Origin of the sequence: Paucibacter sp. KBW04 (genome assembly GCF_003852425.1) — a bacterium.
Classification (GTDB): domain Bacteria; phylum Pseudomonadota; class Gammaproteobacteria; order Burkholderiales; family Burkholderiaceae_C; genus Paucibacter_A.
The window spans coordinates 97,680-116,198 of the sequence record NZ_QAJN01000011.1 but is presented as its reverse complement, the minus strand read 5'-3'; the positions used below and the strand labels follow the sequence as shown (position 1 = coordinate 116,198).

Genomic DNA, 18,519 nt, shown 5'->3' with positions numbered 1-18,519 from the left:
AAGAAAAGAAAGGCCAAAGCATGTTGCGTATCAGCCAATACCTGCGCGAAGTCGCGCGGGCCGAGCAAGACGGCCACTATCCCAGCCCGCAAGGGCGCCCCAAGGCGCAGGCCGACCGCGCCGCTTCCGTGGGCCCTGCCAAGGCGCGCGGCCCGGTGATGATCTGGAACCTGACCCGACGCTGCAATCTGACCTGCAAGCATTGCTACGCCTTGTCTGCCGACCATGACTATCCCGGTGAGCTGAGTTTTGCCGAGGTCTGCACCGTCATGGATGACCTCAAACTTGCCGGCGTGCCGGTGCTGATCCTCTCAGGTGGGGAGCCCTTGCTGCGGCCAGACCTGTTCGAGATTGCTTCGCGCGCCCAAGCCATGGGCTTGTACACCGCGCTCTCCACCAACGGCACCTTGATCGATGCCGGCATGGCCGCACGCATCGCGCAACAAAACTTCGACTACGTGGGCATCAGTATCGACGGCCTGCGCGAAACGCATGACCGCTTCCGCCGGCTGGAAGGTGCCTTCGACGCCTCACTGGCCGCGCTGCGCTTGCTGCGTGAGCGGGGCGCTAGAACGGGCTTGCGCTACACCTTCACCGACTTGAATCAGCAAGACTTTCCGGCCCTGCTGGAGCTGATGCGCGCGGAGCAGGTCGATAAGTTCTACTTCTCCCATCTCAACTACGCCGGGCGCGGCAATATCCATCGCGGCCGGGATGCCCACTTCAAAGCCACGCGCGCCGCGCTAGAGCTGCTATTCGAAACCGCCTGGCGCGACGCGCTTGAAGACGTCAGCACCGCCGCGCCGCAGCCGCGTGAGTACGTCACCGGCAATAACGATGCCGACGCCGTCTATCTGCTGGCCTGGGTCAGCGCGCGCTGGCCGCAATGGGCGGATCACTTGCGCCGCCGCCTGGTGGCCTGGGGCGGCAATGCGTCCGGCGAGGGTGTGGCCAATATCGACAACCTGGGCGATGTGCATCCCGACACCATGTGGTGGCATTACAGCCTGGGCAATGTGCGCCAGCGCCCCTTCTCGGCCATCTGGCAAGACCGCAGCGACCCGCTGATGGACGGCCTGAAGACCAAGCCGCGTCCGGTCAAAGGCCGCTGCGCCGAATGCCAGCACTTCGCCATCTGCGGTGGCAACACCCGGGTGCGAGCCCAACAAACCAGCGGTGACCTCTGGGCCGAGGACCCGGGCTGCTATCTGGACGATGCCGAGATCGGCCTGTCTGCCGAAGCCAGCGCGCGCCTGCAAGCGCTCAGCGGCCAATGGGGCCCGCGTGATGGCAGCGTGAAGCCATTCAGCGCCAAGCGCAGCAGCGGCAGCAGAAACAGCAGTGCCAAGCCCATCCACATTCAGCTTGTTGAAGCCATCAACAGCAGCGAGGGGGCATGAAAATGAACACAGAACAGTTGAAGACCCTCGTCAAACTCGCTCTGGTGCTGGGCCTGTTCGGCTTGGCCTGGGACTTTGCCCGCGCGCAGACTGTGGAGGCCGGTGCCTTGTACCAGCAGCAATGCGCCAGCTGCCACGGCGAGCAACGCCTCGGCGTGATGGGCCCGGCCTTGCTGCCGGAAAGCCTGGAACGCCTGCGCCGCCCGGAAGCCATCAAGCTGATTCGTGAGGGACGCCCGGCCACCCAGATGCCGGCCTTTGGCGCCCAGCTCAGCGAGGCCGAGATCCAGGCCTTGGCGGCCTATATCTACCAGCCGCAGCTGCCGGCGCCGCAATGGGCGGCGGACGACATCCGCCGCTCGCGCAGCTTTGATGCGGACAGCCGCCAATGGCCGGCCCGCCCGCAATGGAAAGCTGACCCGATGAACCTCTTCGTGGTGGTGGAGGGCGGCGACCACCACATCAGCCTGTTGGATGGCGACCGTTTCGAGACCATCCATCGCTTCCCCAGCCGCTACGCCCTGCACGGCGGCCCCAAGTTCACGCCCGATGGCCGTTATGTTTTCTTCGGTTCGCGCGATGGCTGGATCAGCAAGTACGACCTCTGGAACCTCAAACAAGTGGCCGAGGTGCGGGCCGGCCTGAATATGCGCAATGTGGCCGTCAGCAGCGATGGCCGCTGGGTCATGGCGGCCAATTACCTGCCGCAAGAAGTGGTGCTGTTCGATGCCGACCTGAACTTGGTCAAGCAGTTTGAGGCCAAGAGCCTGGACGGCAAGCAGGGTTCACGAGTTTCCGCCGTCTACGACGCCGCGCCGCGCAAGAGCTTTGTGGTGGCGCTCAAGGACATTGCCGAGTTGTGGGAGATCTCTTACGACCCCAAGGCCGAGGTGATCCACGATGGCCTGGTGCATGACTACCGCATGGGCGAGGCCATCGCCCGCCCCGGCTACCTGAACGCGCGCCGCACGCCACTGGATGAGCCGCTGGACGACTTCTTCTTCGACGACAGCTACAACCATGTCTTGGGTTCCGCACGGCCGGGCGCTGACGCAGCAGGCGGCGCCAGCAAATCCACCCTGGGCCAGGTGGTCAACCTGAACGCCCGGCGCAAGGTCAGCAGCCTGCCCATTGCCGGCATGCCCCACCTCGGCTCAGGCATCAGCTTTGACTGGAAGGGTCGCCGCGTGATGGCCAGCCCTAACCTCAAGGACGGACGCATCAGCGTGATCGACCTCAAGAGCTGGGATTTGGTGCGCGAGATCACCACGCCCGGCCCGGGCTTTTTCATGCGCAGCCATGCCAAGAGCCGCTATGCCTGGGCCGATTCCATGATGGGCGGCAAGGAAGCGAAAGACACTTTGACCATCATCGACAAGCAAAGCCTTGAGGTCGTGGCCCAGGTGCGCGAGCCCGGCAAAACCTTGGCCCATATCGAGTTCACCAAAGACGGCCGCTTCGCCCTGGCCAGCCTCTGGGAACTAGACGGCGCCTTGATCGTCTACGACGCCGCTACCTTCAAGGTAGTGAAGCGTATCCCCATGAGCAAGCCGGTCGGCAAATACAACGTCTGGAACAAGATCAGTCGGGAGGAGGGGACTTCGCATTGAGGGTGCAGGGTGGGTGATGCGGCGCGCCGGTTCCAGACGACGGGAAATTGCGCGGTGCCGCAGGCTATTGCTCAGCGTCAGACATGCGCGTCAAAGGCGGGTGGATGGTGGGCACTCTTTAGCCTAAGGAATTCTTCTTCTCAGGCGATTCCCGAAACTCGGTTGATGAAGACTAAGTCTAGAAATTTCTGAGTGCTCGGTTCTTTTGGTCAGCTGCCTGGTTGGCCTTAGCTCGAGCCTTTCCGACTGATGCATCGAACTCAAAGGTAACGTAAGAAGTGCCGCGCCGCCCCTTGTAGAGTTTCCCTGTTTCTGCACCTCGTTCCCAATAGAAGTAGTCTTCATCGTCCGAGGGAGCTCCATATGCAGACTGCATGGCACCTCTGACTGATTCGCTTGGCGCCGAGAAAACCAAGCAAATTCTGATTTACCGAAGCATGGCTAGGAGCTTTGAGCTCCAAAACTGCCTTGGTTGCTGTCATGGTGCCAAGACTTCGCTTTGAGGCAGGGATATCGCAATAGATTGCATCTTTGGTATCTGCCGGGCCTTCACCATTTCGGCAGGTTTCAACGCCGATCGACTTCGCAGCAGCCTTAGGCATTCCGGCGTGATAGCCGTTGAAAGTCAGGCTTTCTGCAGCGCTCGCAAGTGCTGCACCGTCAAGCAATGTAGCCATCAATATTGCCTGGATTCTAGTTTTCATGAGGTTCGCTGCTCATTGAGGTCTCGATGGGGTTGCAGGTTTGGGCGCACCAAGGGAAAAGTGGTGTTGGGAGTTTTTTCGCGATCTGTCCCCAACATTTGAGCATGCCAACTGCACTGGGAAGTCGGTTTCAATTCCCATTCTGCATGCCAGCCGTACGTACGGGTCGGCCCCACAAAATGGTGACTACGCGAAAAGAAAATGGCGCCCGAAGGCGCCTCATCCGCTGCTTAGGTCGAGCCAGTCACTACTGTTTGAGGATCCACTCCACGCCGCCCTTGAGGTCGGCATCGTTGATCTTCTCGGGTGGGTTGGGCGGCATCGGGATGGGGCCGTACACGCCTTTGCCGCCTGTGCGAACCTTCTGGACCAAGGCAGCAGTGGCGTCCTGGCCTTGGTACTTGGCGGCCACGTCTTTGAACGAGGGCCCCACCAGCTTTTTGTCTTTGGTGTGGCAGGCCATGCAGCCGGCCTTGTTCAGGGCCTCTTCATTGGCCTGAGCGGCTGGTGAGGCGCCCAGCAGGGCGGTCGCAGCCAGCAGAATGAATGGAAGTGCGCGCATCTGTCATGTCTCCTTTGAATCGAATCGCTAGCCGAGGGGCCAAGCCCCTCGGATAAAAAGGGGAGGCGGGCACGCCTCCCCGGCGATCAGTACACGTCGTGCTGGGTGTTGTAAACGTTGAACTTGCCGGTTGGTGTGATCAGGCGCGGGTCCTTAATCACGGCCTTGAGCTTGAGAGTCTTGTCGTCCACCACCACGATGGCGCTTTCCTTGTCCTTGGCGGACCACACGGAGAACCAGACCTCATCGCCGGCCTTGTTGTACTCCGGCTGAACTACGCGTTTGGCGCCGTCATCCTTCAAGCCCGCCCACTCGGCGATGGGCAAGACCTTGAAGCCCTTGTCCAAGGCATTGATGTCAAACACGGCCACCGACTGGGAGATGGCTGCATCGGGGTTCAGCGGTGTGTCCGAGTACAGGTGGGTGGACTTCGGGTGTGTCTTGATGAACAGCGCACCGCCGCCCTGGCCCTTGATCTGCGCCACTTCCTTGAAGGCGTATTGCTTGTGTTTCACCGGATCGGTCGCGACCAGCGAGATCGCCTCATCACCCAAGTGGCCGGTGCTCCAGACCGGGCCGAACTTGGGGTGGATGAAGTTGGCGCCGCGGCCCGGATGCGGGATCTTGCTGACCTCGACCAGCTTGACCAACTTGTCTTCCTTGGCATCCACCACGGCGATCTTGTTGCTCTGGTTGGCGGCCACCATGAAGTAGCGCTTGGTACTGTCCCAGCCACCGTCATGCAAGAAGCGGGCGGTGCCGACCTCGATGGTCTTGAGCGCATTGAGGTCCGAATAGTCCACCATCAAGGTCTTGCCGGTTTCCTTGACGTTGACGATGAACTCAGGCCGGTAGTGGCTGGCCACGATGGAGGCCACGCGCGGCTCGGGGTGGTACTCCTGCTTGTCCACGGTGTTGCCGCGGGTGGAGACGATCTTCAGCGGCTCCAGGGTGTCGCCCTTCATGATCACGTATTGGGGCGGCCAGTAGGCGCCGGCAATCACCAGCTTGTCCTCATAGCCCTTGTACTTGCTGGCTTCCACCGAACGAGCTTCCAGACCCATGCGGATTTCGGCCACGTTGTCGGGCTTTTCCATCCACAGATCGATCATGTTGATTTTGGCGTCACGGCCGATCACGAACAGATAGCGGCCTGAGGCAGAAGTGCGCGAGATGTGCACCGCGTAGCCGGTCTTGACGATGTTGATGATCTGCTTGGTGTCGCCGTCGATCAGGGCCACTTCGCCGGTGTCGCGCAGCGTGGTCGAGAAGATGTTCTCGATGTTGTAGTTGTTCATCTTCTTGGTCGGCCGCTTCTCGGGCGGCACAACGACCTTCCAGCTGGCCTTCATATCGGCCATTCCGAACTCGGGCGGTGTCGGCGCATCGTGCTGGATGTAGCGGGCCATCAGGTCCACCTGCTGCTCGCTCATCTCGCCGGAGGTCTGCCAGTTGGGCATGCCGGCGGGCGAGCCGTAGGCGATGAAGACCTTCAGATAGTCGGTGCCCTTGCCCAGGGTGATGTCGGGCGTCAGCGGTTTGCCGGTTGCGCCCTTGCGCAGCACGCCGTGGCAGCCGGCGCAACGCTCGAAGTAGATCTTGCGGGCCGTGTCGAATTCGGCCTGCGTCATCGGCGGCGCCTTGGGGTTGCTGCTTTGCACCATCGGCACATCGGTCAGAGCTGAGGGGGCGGCGTGGTACTTCACATCGCCCGCGCTGATGTCCTTCTTGCTTTCTTGAGCCACTGCACTCAAGGGCAGTGCCACCAACAAGGCCAGTTGACCCAGCAGACTGAGCCGGAACAGGGGACCGCGAGCAGCACGTTGGGTGGGTGTTCTGTCTTGCTTCATGTCGTACCTCTTTTCTTCTGGATGAAACTCTGAACGCTGGTTGAACGTGTTGAGAACTGCGGTAATCGTCCCGCTGCACCCAGGCCTCGTCCTTGAACTGGTTTAAGGACAGGCACGAAGCCACGCATCGCTACCACGCTTGACCAAACTCCAGCCAAAGCCTTGCGGCAACACAAATCACGCCGCCTGCTATCGCGATAGGCCACGTTCTCCTGGCGACACTTTTGCGCGTAGTCAGCAGCACGCCGGCGATGGCATAACGCGTAATTAAGACGGTCAGACCAGGCAATCGCGGCAAGAAGGGCGCGAGGGCTGATGGCGCGCTCGCCGAAAGGCACTGGCGGCCGCGTTGCCCGGGTCAATTGGGCCGAGACGAGGCCATGTCTGACCCTTGTCCGACAAAAAAGCTCGGTTTCTTATGCCAGGTCAATGCCGAGGCCCGGCCTTCGATGGTCGACTCATCACCCAGGAATTGACGCCCGTTTCCACACAGAAAGCAGCGCCTCATGAATGCTTTGATTCACTCAGAAACCACCCCGTACAGCGGCCCGCAGCTCAGCCCAGCACAGCTTCAAGCCAGGCAAGTGCGCCAGGCCTTGGAGCAGGCGTGGCCGGCGCTGCTCGATGTGCCGCAAACCCTGAACGAGCTGGCCGGCCTGGGCCGCAGCCACCGGGTGCGCGCCCGCGGTCGGGTGCTGCACGAAGGCTTTGCCAACAAGGGCAGCCTGTGGCTGCTGGTGCGCGGCAAGGTCAGCATGGGTAAGCGCTCGGAAAAGGGCAAGTGGTGGCAAAGCCACTCGCTGAGCGCCGGCCAATGGCTGGACTTATCGAGTGCCTGGAGCGGTTCGCTCTACCCTGAGACCGCCATCGCCACCACGGCGGTGCTGGCGCATGAGTTCCCGGCCACCGAGGTGCTGCGGCTGAGTCGAGAGGAGCCGGTGCTGCTGGGCGCCTTGTTGGCCAGCCTGTCCAGGTTCAGCTGCGAAGCCATTGCGGCCCGCCAGGCGCTGACCATCAAGGACTTCCCGGTGCGCTTGGCCGAATGGCTGCTGGTGCAGTTGCAGCAGTCAGATAGCGCCGACCATCTGATCATCAGCGAGCTCAAACGTGACCTAGCCGCACAGCTTGGCGCCACGCCTGAAACCTTGTCACGCACGCTGCGGCAGTTTCAGGAGAGCGGCTTGATCGAGATGCAGCACAGCGAAGTCTGGATCCCCGATGTTCAACGGCTGCGCGGTTTTTGCAAAGCCAGCGTCAGCCGCTGAGCTTCGGCCTTGCACAGCAGGGCCACGATCAGCACAAAGCTCACAAGCGCCAGGCCATGCCCCGCACCGGCCCAAACGAGCCAGTCGGACCGCTGCGTGAGCACCGCAAGAGTCCGCAGCAACAAGCTCAAAGCCATCAGGCCAAGTGGCAGCAAGGCCCAAGCACTGTAGAGCGGGCGCTGGCCCAGCAGCACGGGCAACATGATGGGCACATGGGCGAAGACCATGGCGAAGACAAAGCCCAGCCACATCAGGTGCCAGGCCACACCGCCCACGCCGCCTTGGCCGCTGAGCCCCACCGCGCTGGCCGCCAAGAGCCAGCCATAGCCCACCATCAAGCAGCGCGCCGTATGGCCGGCCCAGCCACTTTGGCGCCACTGCAGGCGGGCCAGATCGAAAGCCAGCAGCCATAGGGCCAGTAGGCCAAAGAGCAGCCAGCCCAGTTGCGCGCCCCAATGCGATCGGGGTCCCATCAAAAGCACGGCCGCTAGGCTAAGCAGCGCCCAGGCCAAAAGAAAGAGCCGGCTCGCCCAGGTGGGCAGGGGGCGCAAGCGCATCAACTCACGCCGTTCGCCAACAATGGTCAGCAGCAAGAACAAACTCCAGGCCCAGCGTGCTTGCTCCAGGTTGCCCAAGGCATAGGCCAGTGCCGCCCACACCAGGGCTGCGGCGCCGCTGGCTTCGACGGCCAGGGGCAAAGACATGGCGCGTGTGCGCGCCGCCCACAGATACAGGCCACACAGGCCGATGCTGGACAAGAGCCATGCCCAGGCAGCCCAAGCCGCAAGACCAGCCATTGCCAACAGCCCGGCCAGACCCGACAGCAGGGGCAGCCAGGTGCCACGGTGCAAGGCAAGGGCGCGCTCCAGGCTGATCAAGCTGGCGAAAAATCCGGCCATCAGCAAGGCGCCGTGCTCTTGCAACACCTGTGCGGCCAATGGCGCGGGCAAGACCTGCCAGCCGAAGCGGGCCAGGCCGCCGGCTAGCGCGCCCAACAAGTTCAAGGCCGCCAGGGCTAGGCACAGGCGAGTCACGATGCGTGCCCAGTGGCTGGGCCCGGGCTTGCGGCGCGTGCTCATGCCTGCGGCTCTGGCCAGCCGAGGCGTTGGCGCAAGGCCGGCGTCATGCGCTTGGGCGACCATATCAGGCCCCAGTCCATATCGACTTCGATACGCCAATCCGGCGGGCATTCTGCTTCGATGACGCAGCCGGCTTCATCCATGAGTTGGTCCGCCATCGGGCAGGTGGCACTGGTGGGAATGAGCAGCAGTTCCGCCAAGCCGGGGCTCAGAGTTAGCGACTCCAGCAGTCCAAGCGCCACGATGCTTTCACCAATCTCGGGGTCCAAGACCTTGTCCAGGGCGGCCAAGATGCGAAGACGCAAGGCGTCCATGTCTGAATCATTCATCGATTGCTTCTCTTTGTTTGATTGGGGCTCAGGAACCAGGGTAGATAGCGGCAGTTCCAGCTCAGCGCTAAGAGCGCGAAGCCGCCGCCAGCCAAGGCCAGCAGCAGGCCGCGATGGTTACTGAATTCGGCCACGAGGCGGATCAAGGTCGTCGCTTGCAGAAGCGCTTGCATGGCCCAAAGCGGGCGATCCACCGCCACGCTGCGGCCTTGCTGCACAGCGCTGACCCGGCTGACCATGGCCAGCAAGGTGCTGCCCATAAAGCCCAGGCTCATGGCGTGTTGCGGGGCCAGGCCGAGCCAGCCCGGGCGGTCGATGGCGGCGGCGGCCAAAGCCGCGGCGCCCAAGAGAAAGCTCAGGCCCAGCCAGAGATAGCCCAAATGCAGTTGTGCGACCAGGGGCGTGCGCCGTGCCGCAGCCAGCTCCGGCGCCCAGGCATCGCGCCAGAGCCAGATCCCCAGGCCAAGCAATGCCGTGGCGCTGGTCCAGGCCACAAGAGCAGACGGCGGGTAGGCCAGCAAAGTGGCGAAATCCAGTGCGGCGCGTAAGGCCAGGCCGCTCAGCAGGGCAATCAAGAGCAGAGGTTGGCGCCGCCCGTCTTGATGCAAGAAGGGCGTAAGCCGCTGCAAGGCCAGGGCAAACACGCCGGCCACGCCGAGGTTCAGCCCGGCATGGATGGCTAGGCGCAGCAGCAAGACTTGCTCGCCGAGCAGCGCGAGGGCTGCCAGGGCTTGACACAGGGCCAGCACGAGCAGCCCCAGGGCAAGCCCCCGCGCATGGCCCGAATCCCTGGCGTCATGGCGGCGGCATTCAGCCCAAAGGCGCCGGCTGACATCACCCAACATCAGGGCGGGCATCGCCGCGCCCAGGGCGGCAGTGCCCCGCCAGCCCATTGCCGCGCCGACCAGCAGCAAGGCCCAGCCCAGGGCGGCAAGCCATGCGCTGAGCCAAAAGACCGCCCCGGCCGGCAGCATTGGAAGGCCCAACCAGCGCGGCAACGTGGTCAGCGCAAAGCCGGCGATGAAGAGGGGCATGAAGCCCAAGCTCATGCTCCAGCCATGCAGCAGGCCGGCGGGCAGCAGCAAGGCTGCATGGGGCGCTGAACCCAGCAATTGCCAGGCCCAGAAACCAGCAGCACCCAACCAAACCGCGGCTGCGGCGCTGAAGAAGGGGCGGTGCGCTGAGGCCAAGATCTGCGCCAGCGCTAGCGAGGGACAAAGAACACGGCTTTGGCCGTGAAAGTTTTGGCGCCGCCACCCAACTCCTGCGCCTCAATCTGAACGGGGTGTGCGCCGGACGCCAACCCAGCGTTGGGCGGCAGACGCAACTGCACCGGCAGGGTGCCAATGCTGGAAGGCGCCACGCTGATGCTTTCCGCGCCCTGGGTCAGCAGTTGCAGCCCCGGCAGGCCATCGGCCCGCAAGCGCAGTTGTAAGGGCCGCTCGGTGCGGTTGATCAATTGCAGGCGGTAGATGTTTTCGATTTCGCCCTCGCCAACTTGGCGCGCCATGACTTGGCGGTCTTTGATCACATTGATCAAAAGCGCATCACGCTGATACACGCTGAAAACGAAGGCCAGACTGAGCGCCATCAAGGCCGCGCCGTAGAGCAGCACCCGCGGCCGCAGCACGCGCGCCAGCATTTGCTTGCGGCTCCATTGACCGGTGATGCCGTTCTCGGTGGCATAGCGAATCAAGCCTCGTGGCGCGCCAACCTTGTCCATCACCTGGTCGCAAACATCAATGCAGGCGGCGCAGCCTATGCACTCGTTTTGCAAGCCATTGCGGATGTCAATGCCGGTGGGGCAAACCTGCACGCACAGGGTGCAATCCACGCAATCAGCGGCGCCGCTTGTCTGGGGCGCTAGTTCTTGCTTGCGTGAGCGAGCGCCGCGCGGCTCGCCGCGCCGAGCGTCGTAGCTGATGATCAAGGAGTCGGCGTCGATCAGGGCGCTTTGGAAGCGGGCATAGGGGCAGATGTATTTACACATCTGCTCGCGTAGAAATCCGGCGTTGCCATAGGTGGCTCCGGCATAGAACAGCACCCAGAACAAGGGCCAAGCCTGCAGGCTCAGGCTCATCACTTGACCGGCCAGTTCGCGCACCGGAATGAAATAAGCCACAAAGCTGAATCCGGTCAGCAGCGACAGAGCGAGCCAGCCACCGTGCTTGGCGCATTTGCGCCCCATCTTGGGCCAGGACCAGGGTTCGCGGTCCAGGCGCATGCGGGCTTGCCGGTCGCCTTCGGTGTGTCGCTCGATCCAGAGGAACATCTCGGTATAGACCGTTTGCGGGCAGCTGTAGCCACACCATAGGCGTCCGGCCACAGCCGTGAAGAAGAACAGGGCCAGGGCGCTGAGCACCAGCAAGGCCGCCAGGTAGATGAAGTCCTGCGGGTAGAGCAGCAGGCCCAGCACATAAAAGCGGCCGGCTTCCAGATCGAAGAGCAGGGCTTGGCGGCCGTTCCATTGCAGCCAGGGCATGCCGTAGAAGAAGAGCTGGGTCAGCGCCACCATGAGCCAACGCCAATTGGCAAAGCGGCCGGTGACCGAGCGGGGGTACACCTTGGTTTCAGCCGCGTAGAGTGGAATCACCCGCCGCGGCAAAGCCGGGCTGTCAGGCTGGGTCATGGTTGCCCTTCTTGCGGCGGCTGGCTGGGGCGGGAAGGGGCATGCCGAGCTTGATCTCTCGGATGCCTGCAGCGTCACCCGGCGGCGTCGGGTTCAGGAGATCGGCCAAGCTGTGTCGGTCGAGCTGCTCCAGAAAGGCGGCCAGGGCCTCGTTGAAGATGCCTGTCAGCCGGCAGCGACCGGTGAGGTTGCAGGCATTGCCCGTGCCAAGGCATTCGACCAGATAGAAATCCGTCTCGATGGCCCGCACCAGCTCACCCAACATGATGTCGCCCGGCGCCAGGGCCAGGCGCATGCCGCCACCCTTGCCGCGCACCGTGCTGATCCAGCCGCCCAGGCCGAGCTGGTGGGTGATCTTGGTCAGGTGCGCCTCGGAGATGTCATAGGCTTGCGCGATTTCTGCGGTGGTGCAAAGTCGCTCTGGGTGTTGGCCCAGATAGATGAGCATGCGCAGGGCGTAATCGGTCATGGTGGTCAGGCGCATCGGGTGTTCTCCTGCTGGGTCTGATTGGTGGAAAAGTGGGAGCGTCGCCGCCTTGGCTTCAAAGCCTGCGGGCGTGACTTACATCTTGGGCTTACATCTGCTCTCAGCCGGGCAGGCCGTCGATGCGCGGGCGCAGCAGCATGGGCCCATAACGCCACAAATACAGTGCGAATGCCGTGGCCCAGAGTGTGGCGGAAAGCCAGACCGCTTGCAGCAGGGCGGCCGGCATCAGCAGCGGCAGAAAGACGCGCAACAGGGCCGCGGCCAACATGGCCAGGTAGGCGGCGGTCTCAATGGGGCCGGCCTTCAGGGGCCGGCCGGTGTGGCCCAGTGCGGTGCGGGTGATCATGCCCAGGGTGATCAGGCCAATCAGGCCGACCGTGAGGGCATGGGTGGCCAGCGGGGCCGGCAGCCATTGCAGCGCCGCCGCCGCGCGCAGGGCCAAATGCAGCAGCAGCCATGCGTAGGCCGCGTGCAGCACCCAGACCAGAGGGTTGCTCAGGGTCTTCCAGGGCTGCCACAGCGCAAAGCGCCAGCCATGGGCTACGAGGGCCGCAAGCAGGGGCAAGAGCATGGCCGGCCCAGTCAGGCCCACGGCATCGCCAGCCGCAAGCAGCAAGACGCTGCCTAAGGCGACACGCTCCACCCGGTCATCGCGCCGGGCATTCATGCCGGGCACGCCGTTGTTGGAGAACATGGGCAATACGCGCCCGGCCATCACCGCGATGATGAAGAGCAGAAGATCCAATGCCAAGGGCAGACCCAAACCGCGGGCCAGCGCTGCCGGCAGGGGCAACTGCGCCAAGAGGCCCAATTCACTCAGATGCAGGGCAGCGGTGGCCAGGCCGATGGCCAGCAGCAAGCCGACAAAGAAGTAGTTGCGCTTGTTGCCACCGGCGTGCAAAGCCCGCCACAGACCCCAGGCAGCCAGCCACGGCACGGCCACATTGACCAGCAGCGAAGCCCAGAGCCAAGGCGAGAGCACCAGCACGCGGGCCAGCACCCAAAGGGCAGCCAAGGCCATCAGCGGCCGGCCAGTCGGTGTAGGCTGGCCCGACCAATTGCGACCGGCCGTAAACAGAAAGCCGATGATGATGGCCAGCGCGTAGCCGAACACCATCTCATGGGCATGCCAGAACGAGCCGCGCAGGCCGCCATGACCCAGCAGGCCACTGAATTGCAGCGCCCACAAAGGCACGGACAGCAGGGCGAGCGTGGCCGCCAGCAAATAGAAAGGGCGAAAGCCCAAGCCCCAAAGGGCCAGCCCTTCGCCTGGCCGGAGCCGCAGGGGCGGCTCTTGCAATTGCAGGAATACCTTACTCATGGCGACCTCTGTGCTCAGCCGGGATCAGTTCGCGGCGCCGCTGCAGCATCCGCAGCAGCTCTTGCCGGCGGGGCGCCGGCCAATACGAAGGCGCCATTGCTGCGGCCCGCCTTCCAGCACTTCCCAATCAAACTGGTCCGGCCAGAGAGATTGGAATTGCTGCTTCAGCGGCAGCGGCTCGTGGTCGCTATGCAAGTCAAACCAGGCGCCAATGGGCAGGCTTTCAAAGTGCTGAAAGATCAGGCCGTGGCGCTGAGATGGCGGGATCTGGCGTACATCGATGATGGCAGCGGCGGTGGAGACGGAATTCATGTCGATCCCTATAAGTTGCATTTTGAATGCAACTATTGTCTCGGGAATTCCCGTCAAAAGCAATATCTAAAATGAAACTTATGGAGAGGCGCGCAAGATCCGCCTGAGCTTCAGCGCTGGGACTTTTGCTCGAGATAGGCCAACAGCTCTTTGTCCGAACGCCGAATGTGCAGGGATAACCAATCACGCAGCACCGCAGACAACTGGGCAGCGACTGCCAGGCTGCCGGCGTCGTAGCGCTGTTTGAGTGCATGCAATTGGGCGATGAATTTGGCGTGGCCTTGCTGGTGGCGTTCCAGGTTCGGGAAGCCTGCAGCCCGCATCAGCTGCTCTTCACGGGACAGATGATCGGCGGTGTAGGCCAGCAACTGATCGAGGATTTGGCCGACTACTTCTTTGCCTTGCCCCTCACTGGTGGCGCTGTGCAAATCGTTAACCAACTGCACCAGGTGCAGGTGATCCTGATCGGTGGGGCCATCGTCGATCACCATATCGCTGGCCCATTTGAAATAGCTCAGCGAAACCGCAAAGTAGGAAAGGAACAGGATGCAACTCGAATGCCTCACTCGTGGAGGCAGTGTTATCCCGTCGGGCGGCCAAGTGGCTTGATGAGGTGTTCAAAGCCTGTAGCGGACCGACAGTCAGCCCAAGGCGCGGCGGACCGGGGGGCAATATTTAAGTCCGGTTTCGCTGCCTCAGTCCACCGCTGAGCAGGGCCAAGCCCACCAAAACGAGTATGTTCGGCTCGGGAATCTGGCTTGGCGGGACGCCAGCGTCCCCACAGTTTGAAGTGCCCACAATGCAGCCGGTGAACTCATAGGAATTGCCGGTTGTCCCTGCGGCTTGGAACTTGGCCCCATAGGGACTAGTGAAGGAGATTCCATTTGCAGTGAAGTCGCCCGATGTTGTCAGGGAAAGAGTGAAATCTGCGAAGCTGCCCATTGCTAACATGCCTTGACCGCCGCCTTGGCAACCTTGTCCACCCCAAATACACAAATCCACCTGCTGAAAGCCCGGCAAGGTTGTGTAGGTGTTTGCCGCCCAACCATTGTTGGCGGTAGCCCCTGTCAACCCAGGTGTCACCACGTCGACACCAAGACTTGTCAGTTCATTCAGGCCGGCCCCAAAAGAGTCATTGCTGATGTGCATGGCCAGGGTGGCAGAGTTAGCGCTGATGCTGGTCAAAGTAAATTTGGCCGTGGCTGACAAGGTCGCACCTGGGACGCCAGAAGTGAAGAGCAATGAAAAGCTATCGTTGGCCTGGGCCAAACTCACCGTCGAGGCCTGTACGAGTCCACAGGACGTGAGCACGGCCAGAGTTGCCGCGGCAAGTGACTTGAGTGCATACATGATGGTCGCTCCTCAAACGAACAGGGTCGCCAGTTGCAGCAAAGGTCCTGCAAGAGGGTACTCAAGCCACGCATATCTCGTGCCACTCAGGCCAAGCCCATGATTCTTTAAGGATTTTTGAGGCGCAAGCTTGGCGGTCTCGAAGACTTGTAAAGGGAACCGACAAGCACGAAAGTCTGGACTTGATCGTTCGCTGCATTCATGAGGTTTCCGCTTTGCTTGCGGCGCAACGACCGACCTTTCTCAAGTTCGAGGAATCCAGTTCGGACTGGTGCTCGTTGGTACTCGTTGCAACCGCCTCATTGTTTTTCAAGGGGAAGTCGTCTATCAGCAGCTGGTGATTTGCGCAGCGCGGCCATTGACAAGGTAGCGGCCTCAAGGAATGGCCCTTCGTAATTTTGGAAGCTGATACCGTTCTCTCTTGCGGCCCGATCGTCAGAGGCTGATTCGACCTTCTTGTGCTCCTTGTGACTTGAAAGAGGGCCATTGGCAGTACTGGTCGTCGCGAGTCCGCGCATCTACAGTCACGTCAGTTGAGTTGGCCTGCGATTGCTTCTTAGTGCGCAGAGCAGATTCGTCACAGCGCGAGTAGGAGGTGTTCGTTGATCCCCCTTAGAGCATTGTCGGTTGACCCGAAAACTGAGTCACATTCACCGAGTGAAACACGTGATGAAGAGCGGATTTGACCCAGTCGAGAGCTACTACCAGCAACGCTTGCTGGAGCAAGCGCCCTCAATGTTGGCGTACTGGGACGTTGATCTGCGGTGCCGATATGCCAATCGAGCCTACGAACGATGGTTCGGGGTCGACTCAGTCAAATTGGTGGGCACCTCGCTGCGCGACTTGTTGGGCGCAGAACTTTTCGCTTTGAACGAGTCCCATATTCTTGAGGCGCTGCAAGGCGAAGTGCAGATCTTTGAGCGTGCCGTACGCGGTCCTGATGGAACCGTTCGCCTTGGCCTAGCAAGCTACCTGCCAGACTTCGTCGACGGTGTGGTGGTTGGCCTCATGGTTCAGGTTACCGACGTCACCCATCTCAAACAGATAGAGGTGGAACTGCAGGGCAAGATCGCAGCGTTGCTGACTTCGCAGGCAGAGGCTCAGGCGCTACGGCGCTCGGAAGAACAGTTGCGCCCACTATTCATGGAGGCGTTTGACGGCATCTTCATTGCCGGGCGTGATGGGCGCTTTACTGATGTGAACGACGCGGCCTGTGTCCTGATTGGGTACAGCCGCGAAGAGATTCTGTGCAAATCCATTTCTGACTTGATTCCATTGACCGAAGCTGAACCTGTGCACGGAGCGTTGAGACAGATGAAGGAGGGTGGGGTGCTTGTGGCCGAGTGGACGCTGCAACGCAAGGACCAAAGTCTCATCCCTGTAGAAGTCAGCATCAAGTTCATGTCCGATGATCGATGGACTGCCTTTGTACGCAACATTGCGGCGCATAAGCATGCACTCGAAGCTGAACGGGCGTTGAACGAAGAACTGGAACGGCGCGTCGTCCTGCGGACCGAACAGTTGCACCGCCTGAGTGCCGATCTGGAAGCGGCAGAGGACCATGAGCGGCGGCAAATTGCCCGGGATCTACATGACGATCTATGCCCAACTCTGGCCGCAGCCCGCATCCGTTTGGCGGCTCTATGCGACCACAGGTCGGGCGCGGTGCGCAAAATAGCGAATGATGTTGATGGCTTAATGGCCTTGGCCTCTCACGCGACCCGTTCACTGGCCGAGCAATTGGCACCGCCGATCTTGTATGAGCTCGGCTTGCAACCTGGACTTGAATGGTTGGCAGAAGAAATCAAACGTGGTTTCTCGTTGGAAGTAAGTGTGCAAGGCGACAACCAGGCCCGGCCCTTGTCTCAGGTGGCGCGTTCGATTCTTTACCGTGCAACCAGGGAGTTGCTGATCAACGTTGCCAAGCACGCTCGCGCACCTTCAGCCCAGGTGAAAATTTGGCGCAATGGCGACCGTGTATCCATCTCTGTGTCAGATGTTGGCGTGGGCTTTGATCCGATCGAAATCTCAGCGACAACGAACCATGGCCTGGGTCTGGACAGCGTGCGCGAGCGACTATCTTTCATTGGGGGCAGGGCAGAGATTCGCAGCCTCCTTGGAGTTGGCACTGTGGCTCTCTTGGAGGCACCGATTTCGACTGACGAGTCAGGCCTGTTGGAGCGAGGGACGTGAAGATCCGCGTACTACTTGTCGAGGACCATCGTCTAGTGCGCGAGGCGCTGCGTGACGCTCTAGCGAGGACCCCAGAGATTGAGGTAGCTGGCGAAGCTGGTGACGCCCACACGGCACTTGAACTGGCGAAGTCGCTACGACCAGATGTTGTCGTGCTCGATATCTGCCTGCCTGACCTAAGCGGAATAGAGATCGCGGCGCGTCTGATGCAAGCAGGGAACGCGGCCAAAATTGTTGCGCTGTCGGCGCACTCCGACAAACGATTCGTGGTGGAGATGATGCGTGCGGGTGCTACCGCCTACATCTCCAAGTCAGCGGCCGGCACAGAATTGGTTCGCGCGATACTTGCTGTTGCCGCTGGGCAGAACTACCTCTGTCCCGAAGTCGCGGGCGCGCTGGTGTCGGAGGTGCGAGGGGACACAAAGCTCGGCAGTACGCAGCGCCTTGGACGTCGCGAGCGCGAAGTTTTGCGACTCGTCGCAGAGGGCCAACGTTCGCTCGCCATTGCGGACAAGTTGAACATCGAGGTGGGCACTGTGGAGGTGCACCGCCGCAACATCAAACGCAAGCTGGGCTTGCACACCGTTGCAGAGCTTACTCGTTACGCGATACGTGAGGGAATCATCTCGGACTGAGCCTAAGCGCAGGCGGTTACCCGTACCCGTTTTCAGGTAGTCGAGTTTGCTGGAAAAGGGAATTTCTTCGAGTCTCGCCGAACGATAAGCTTGCGAGGTCAATGACTCGCAAGAGGGTTCTGCCATGAGTCCCCAGACCGAATTTGAACTTGCTCCTTGCCTGGAGTCAGCAAGTTCTGCTGCACCACCATTGGTGCATGTGGATGAGCTCGCGCCCCCCCAAAGCTTCAACGCCAGCACTGGTACTTTGCTCTTTACGGTTCATTACGAGCAACGGCAAATCACGGCATACCTCTCCCATTCGACATGGATGGCTCGATTTGGATTGGGCAATAGTGATTCAAGCTTGCTTGAACTGTATTTGCTGAACCGACGAATGATTGATGCTGCGGTAGTGCGTTGCTTGGAGGCTGGCTCGCGCAATCCTGTGGTGCTGCGGCCCGATGATCTCTGAAGGTCTGCCGAGATCGATCTAGGTCGTCAGGGATTCGAAGCTTCGCTGCCAAGTTTGCTTGAAGTTGCTGCTGTCTACTAGGAGGCTGTCATGCAAAACCTGGATTGGTTGAGCAGTCCCATCGTCCAGAAAGCTAAGAACCTGTTTGCCAAGCTGCACTACGAAAAGCAGTTGCCATCGCTTCGACAACAGGATGAATTTGAATGGGCTCAGCCGCGCTTGGAGTGGTCAGATACCTGTGCGATCGCCTATCAAATGGATGAATCGCTAGACGCGAGAAAACCTTCGTAGGTCTCACCCATCTGGCCCCGCAGCACGCTAACTCGTTCTAAAGCGAAC

The 18,519-nt window shown here is 61.3% G+C and carries 19 protein-coding genes; 7 read left to right on the top strand and 12 right to left on the bottom strand.

Translation table 11 applies throughout. The features are described 5' to 3' along the window. Positions 1 to 20: 20 nt before the first annotated feature. Both nirJ and DBR47_RS14670 read left to right on the top strand, forming a co-directional pair. Positions 21 to 1,400: a heme d1 biosynthesis radical SAM protein NirJ gene (gene nirJ, locus DBR47_RS14675; RefSeq protein ID WP_124451318.1), complete on the top strand. Its 1,380-nt coding sequence runs from the start codon at positions 21 to 23 to the stop codon at positions 1,398 to 1,400. A gap of 2 nt (positions 1,401 to 1,402) precedes the next feature. After that, positions 1,403 to 3,010 carry a nitrite reductase gene (locus tag DBR47_RS14670; RefSeq protein WP_124451396.1) on the top strand — a complete coding sequence of 536 codons (1,608 nt, stop codon included), beginning with the start codon at positions 1,403 to 1,405 and terminating at the stop codon, positions 3,008 to 3,010. A 341-nt stretch (positions 3,011 to 3,351) separates the two neighbouring features. Here DBR47_RS14670 and DBR47_RS14665 read toward each other — a convergent pair whose 3' ends face one another. The 3 genes from DBR47_RS14665 to DBR47_RS14655 all read right to left on the bottom strand — a co-directional run bounded on the left by DBR47_RS14665 (position 3,352) and on the right by DBR47_RS14655 (position 5,940). Continuing rightward, positions 3,352 to 3,714 carry a hypothetical protein gene (locus tag DBR47_RS14665; protein ID WP_124451315.1) on the bottom strand — a complete coding sequence of 121 codons (363 nt, stop codon included), beginning with the start codon at positions 3,712 to 3,714 and terminating at the stop codon, positions 3,352 to 3,354. A 247-nt stretch (positions 3,715 to 3,961) separates the two neighbouring features. Continuing rightward, positions 3,962 to 4,276, bottom strand: a complete 315-nt coding sequence (locus DBR47_RS14660) for a c-type cytochrome (RefSeq protein WP_124451313.1) — start codon at positions 4,274 to 4,276, stop codon at positions 3,962 to 3,964. Between the two features lie 86 nt (positions 4,277 to 4,362). Beyond that, positions 4,363 to 5,940, bottom strand: a complete 1,578-nt coding sequence (locus tag DBR47_RS14655; protein ID WP_370454922.1) for a cytochrome D1 domain-containing protein — start codon at positions 5,938 to 5,940, stop codon at positions 4,363 to 4,365. A 692-nt stretch (positions 5,941 to 6,632) separates the two neighbouring features. Between DBR47_RS14655 and DBR47_RS14650 the strand changes: the two genes are divergently transcribed. Continuing rightward, a complete protein-coding gene (locus tag DBR47_RS14650) occupies positions 6,633 to 7,391 on the top strand; it encodes a Crp/Fnr family transcriptional regulator (RefSeq protein ID WP_124451310.1) in 759 nt (252 codons plus the stop codon). Here the strand turns inward: DBR47_RS14650 and DBR47_RS14645 are convergent. From DBR47_RS14645 to DBR47_RS14605, 9 genes are all read right to left on the bottom strand, one after another. Beyond that, positions 7,349 to 8,470, bottom strand: coding sequence for a hypothetical protein (locus DBR47_RS14645; protein WP_197047085.1), 1,122 nt, complete (start codon positions 8,468 to 8,470; stop codon positions 7,349 to 7,351). The genes DBR47_RS14650 and DBR47_RS14645 overlap by 43 nt on opposite strands. Next, on the bottom strand, positions 8,467 to 8,799 hold the full coding sequence (locus DBR47_RS14640; protein WP_124451308.1) for a metal-sulfur cluster assembly factor: 333 nt from the start codon (positions 8,797 to 8,799) through the stop codon (positions 8,467 to 8,469). The genes DBR47_RS14645 and DBR47_RS14640 overlap by 4 nt, the downstream gene beginning before the upstream one ends. Next, on the bottom strand, positions 8,796 to 9,989 hold the full coding sequence (locus tag DBR47_RS14635; RefSeq protein WP_197047084.1) for an NnrS family protein: 1,194 nt from the start codon (positions 9,987 to 9,989) through the stop codon (positions 8,796 to 8,798). The genes DBR47_RS14640 and DBR47_RS14635 overlap by 4 nt, the downstream gene beginning before the upstream one ends. 14 nt (positions 9,990 to 10,003) lie before the next feature. Then, a complete protein-coding gene (gene ccoG / locus DBR47_RS14630) occupies positions 10,004 to 11,428 on the bottom strand; it encodes a cytochrome c oxidase accessory protein CcoG (RefSeq protein ID WP_124451304.1) in 1,425 nt (474 codons plus the stop codon). Continuing rightward, positions 11,415 to 11,912, bottom strand: coding sequence for an Rrf2 family transcriptional regulator (locus DBR47_RS14625; RefSeq protein ID WP_124451302.1), 498 nt, complete (start codon positions 11,910 to 11,912; stop codon positions 11,415 to 11,417). Before DBR47_RS14625 ends, ccoG begins: the two co-directional genes overlap by 14 nt. A 103-nt stretch (positions 11,913 to 12,015) precedes the next feature. Then, positions 12,016 to 13,236 (bottom strand): NnrS family protein, encoded by a 1,221-nt coding sequence (locus DBR47_RS14620; protein ID WP_124451300.1) that lies wholly within the window; start codon positions 13,234 to 13,236, stop codon positions 12,016 to 12,018. Between the two features lie 24 nt (positions 13,237 to 13,260). After that, the gene (locus DBR47_RS14615) at positions 13,261 to 13,605 is read right to left on the bottom strand and encodes a DUF2249 domain-containing protein (RefSeq protein ID WP_231512319.1); all 345 of its coding nucleotides are present in this window, start codon (positions 13,603 to 13,605) and stop codon (positions 13,261 to 13,263) included. A 53-nt stretch (positions 13,606 to 13,658) separates the two neighbouring features. Further along, positions 13,659 to 14,114, bottom strand: a complete 456-nt coding sequence (locus DBR47_RS14610; RefSeq protein WP_231512318.1) for a bacteriohemerythrin — start codon at positions 14,112 to 14,114, stop codon at positions 13,659 to 13,661. Between the two features lie 109 nt (positions 14,115 to 14,223). Beyond that, positions 14,224 to 14,898, bottom strand: coding sequence for a cistern family PEP-CTERM protein (locus tag DBR47_RS14605; RefSeq protein ID WP_124451298.1), 675 nt, complete (start codon positions 14,896 to 14,898; stop codon positions 14,224 to 14,226). A gap of 669 nt (positions 14,899 to 15,567) precedes the next feature. On the opposite strand from DBR47_RS14605, the gene DBR47_RS14600 reads away from it, so the two are divergent. The 4 genes from DBR47_RS14600 (at position 15,568) to DBR47_RS14585 (ending at position 18,471) form a co-directional block, all read left to right on the top strand. Beyond that, positions 15,568 to 17,091, top strand: a complete 1,524-nt coding sequence (locus DBR47_RS14600) for a PAS domain S-box protein (protein ID WP_124451296.1) — start codon at positions 15,568 to 15,570, stop codon at positions 17,089 to 17,091. Continuing rightward, entirely contained in the window at positions 17,088 to 17,726 is a 639-nt protein-coding gene (locus tag DBR47_RS14595) for a response regulator transcription factor (protein ID WP_124451294.1), read from the top strand. The genes DBR47_RS14600 and DBR47_RS14595 overlap by 4 nt, the downstream gene beginning before the upstream one ends. A 124-nt stretch (positions 17,727 to 17,850) precedes the next feature. Continuing rightward, a complete protein-coding gene (locus DBR47_RS14590; protein WP_124451292.1) occupies positions 17,851 to 18,180 on the top strand; it encodes a hypothetical protein in 330 nt (109 codons plus the stop codon). 90 nt (positions 18,181 to 18,270) lie between these two features. Beyond that, on the top strand, positions 18,271 to 18,471 hold the full coding sequence (locus DBR47_RS14585) for a hypothetical protein (protein ID WP_124451290.1): 201 nt from the start codon (positions 18,271 to 18,273) through the stop codon (positions 18,469 to 18,471). Positions 18,472 to 18,519: the final 48 nt, after the last annotated feature.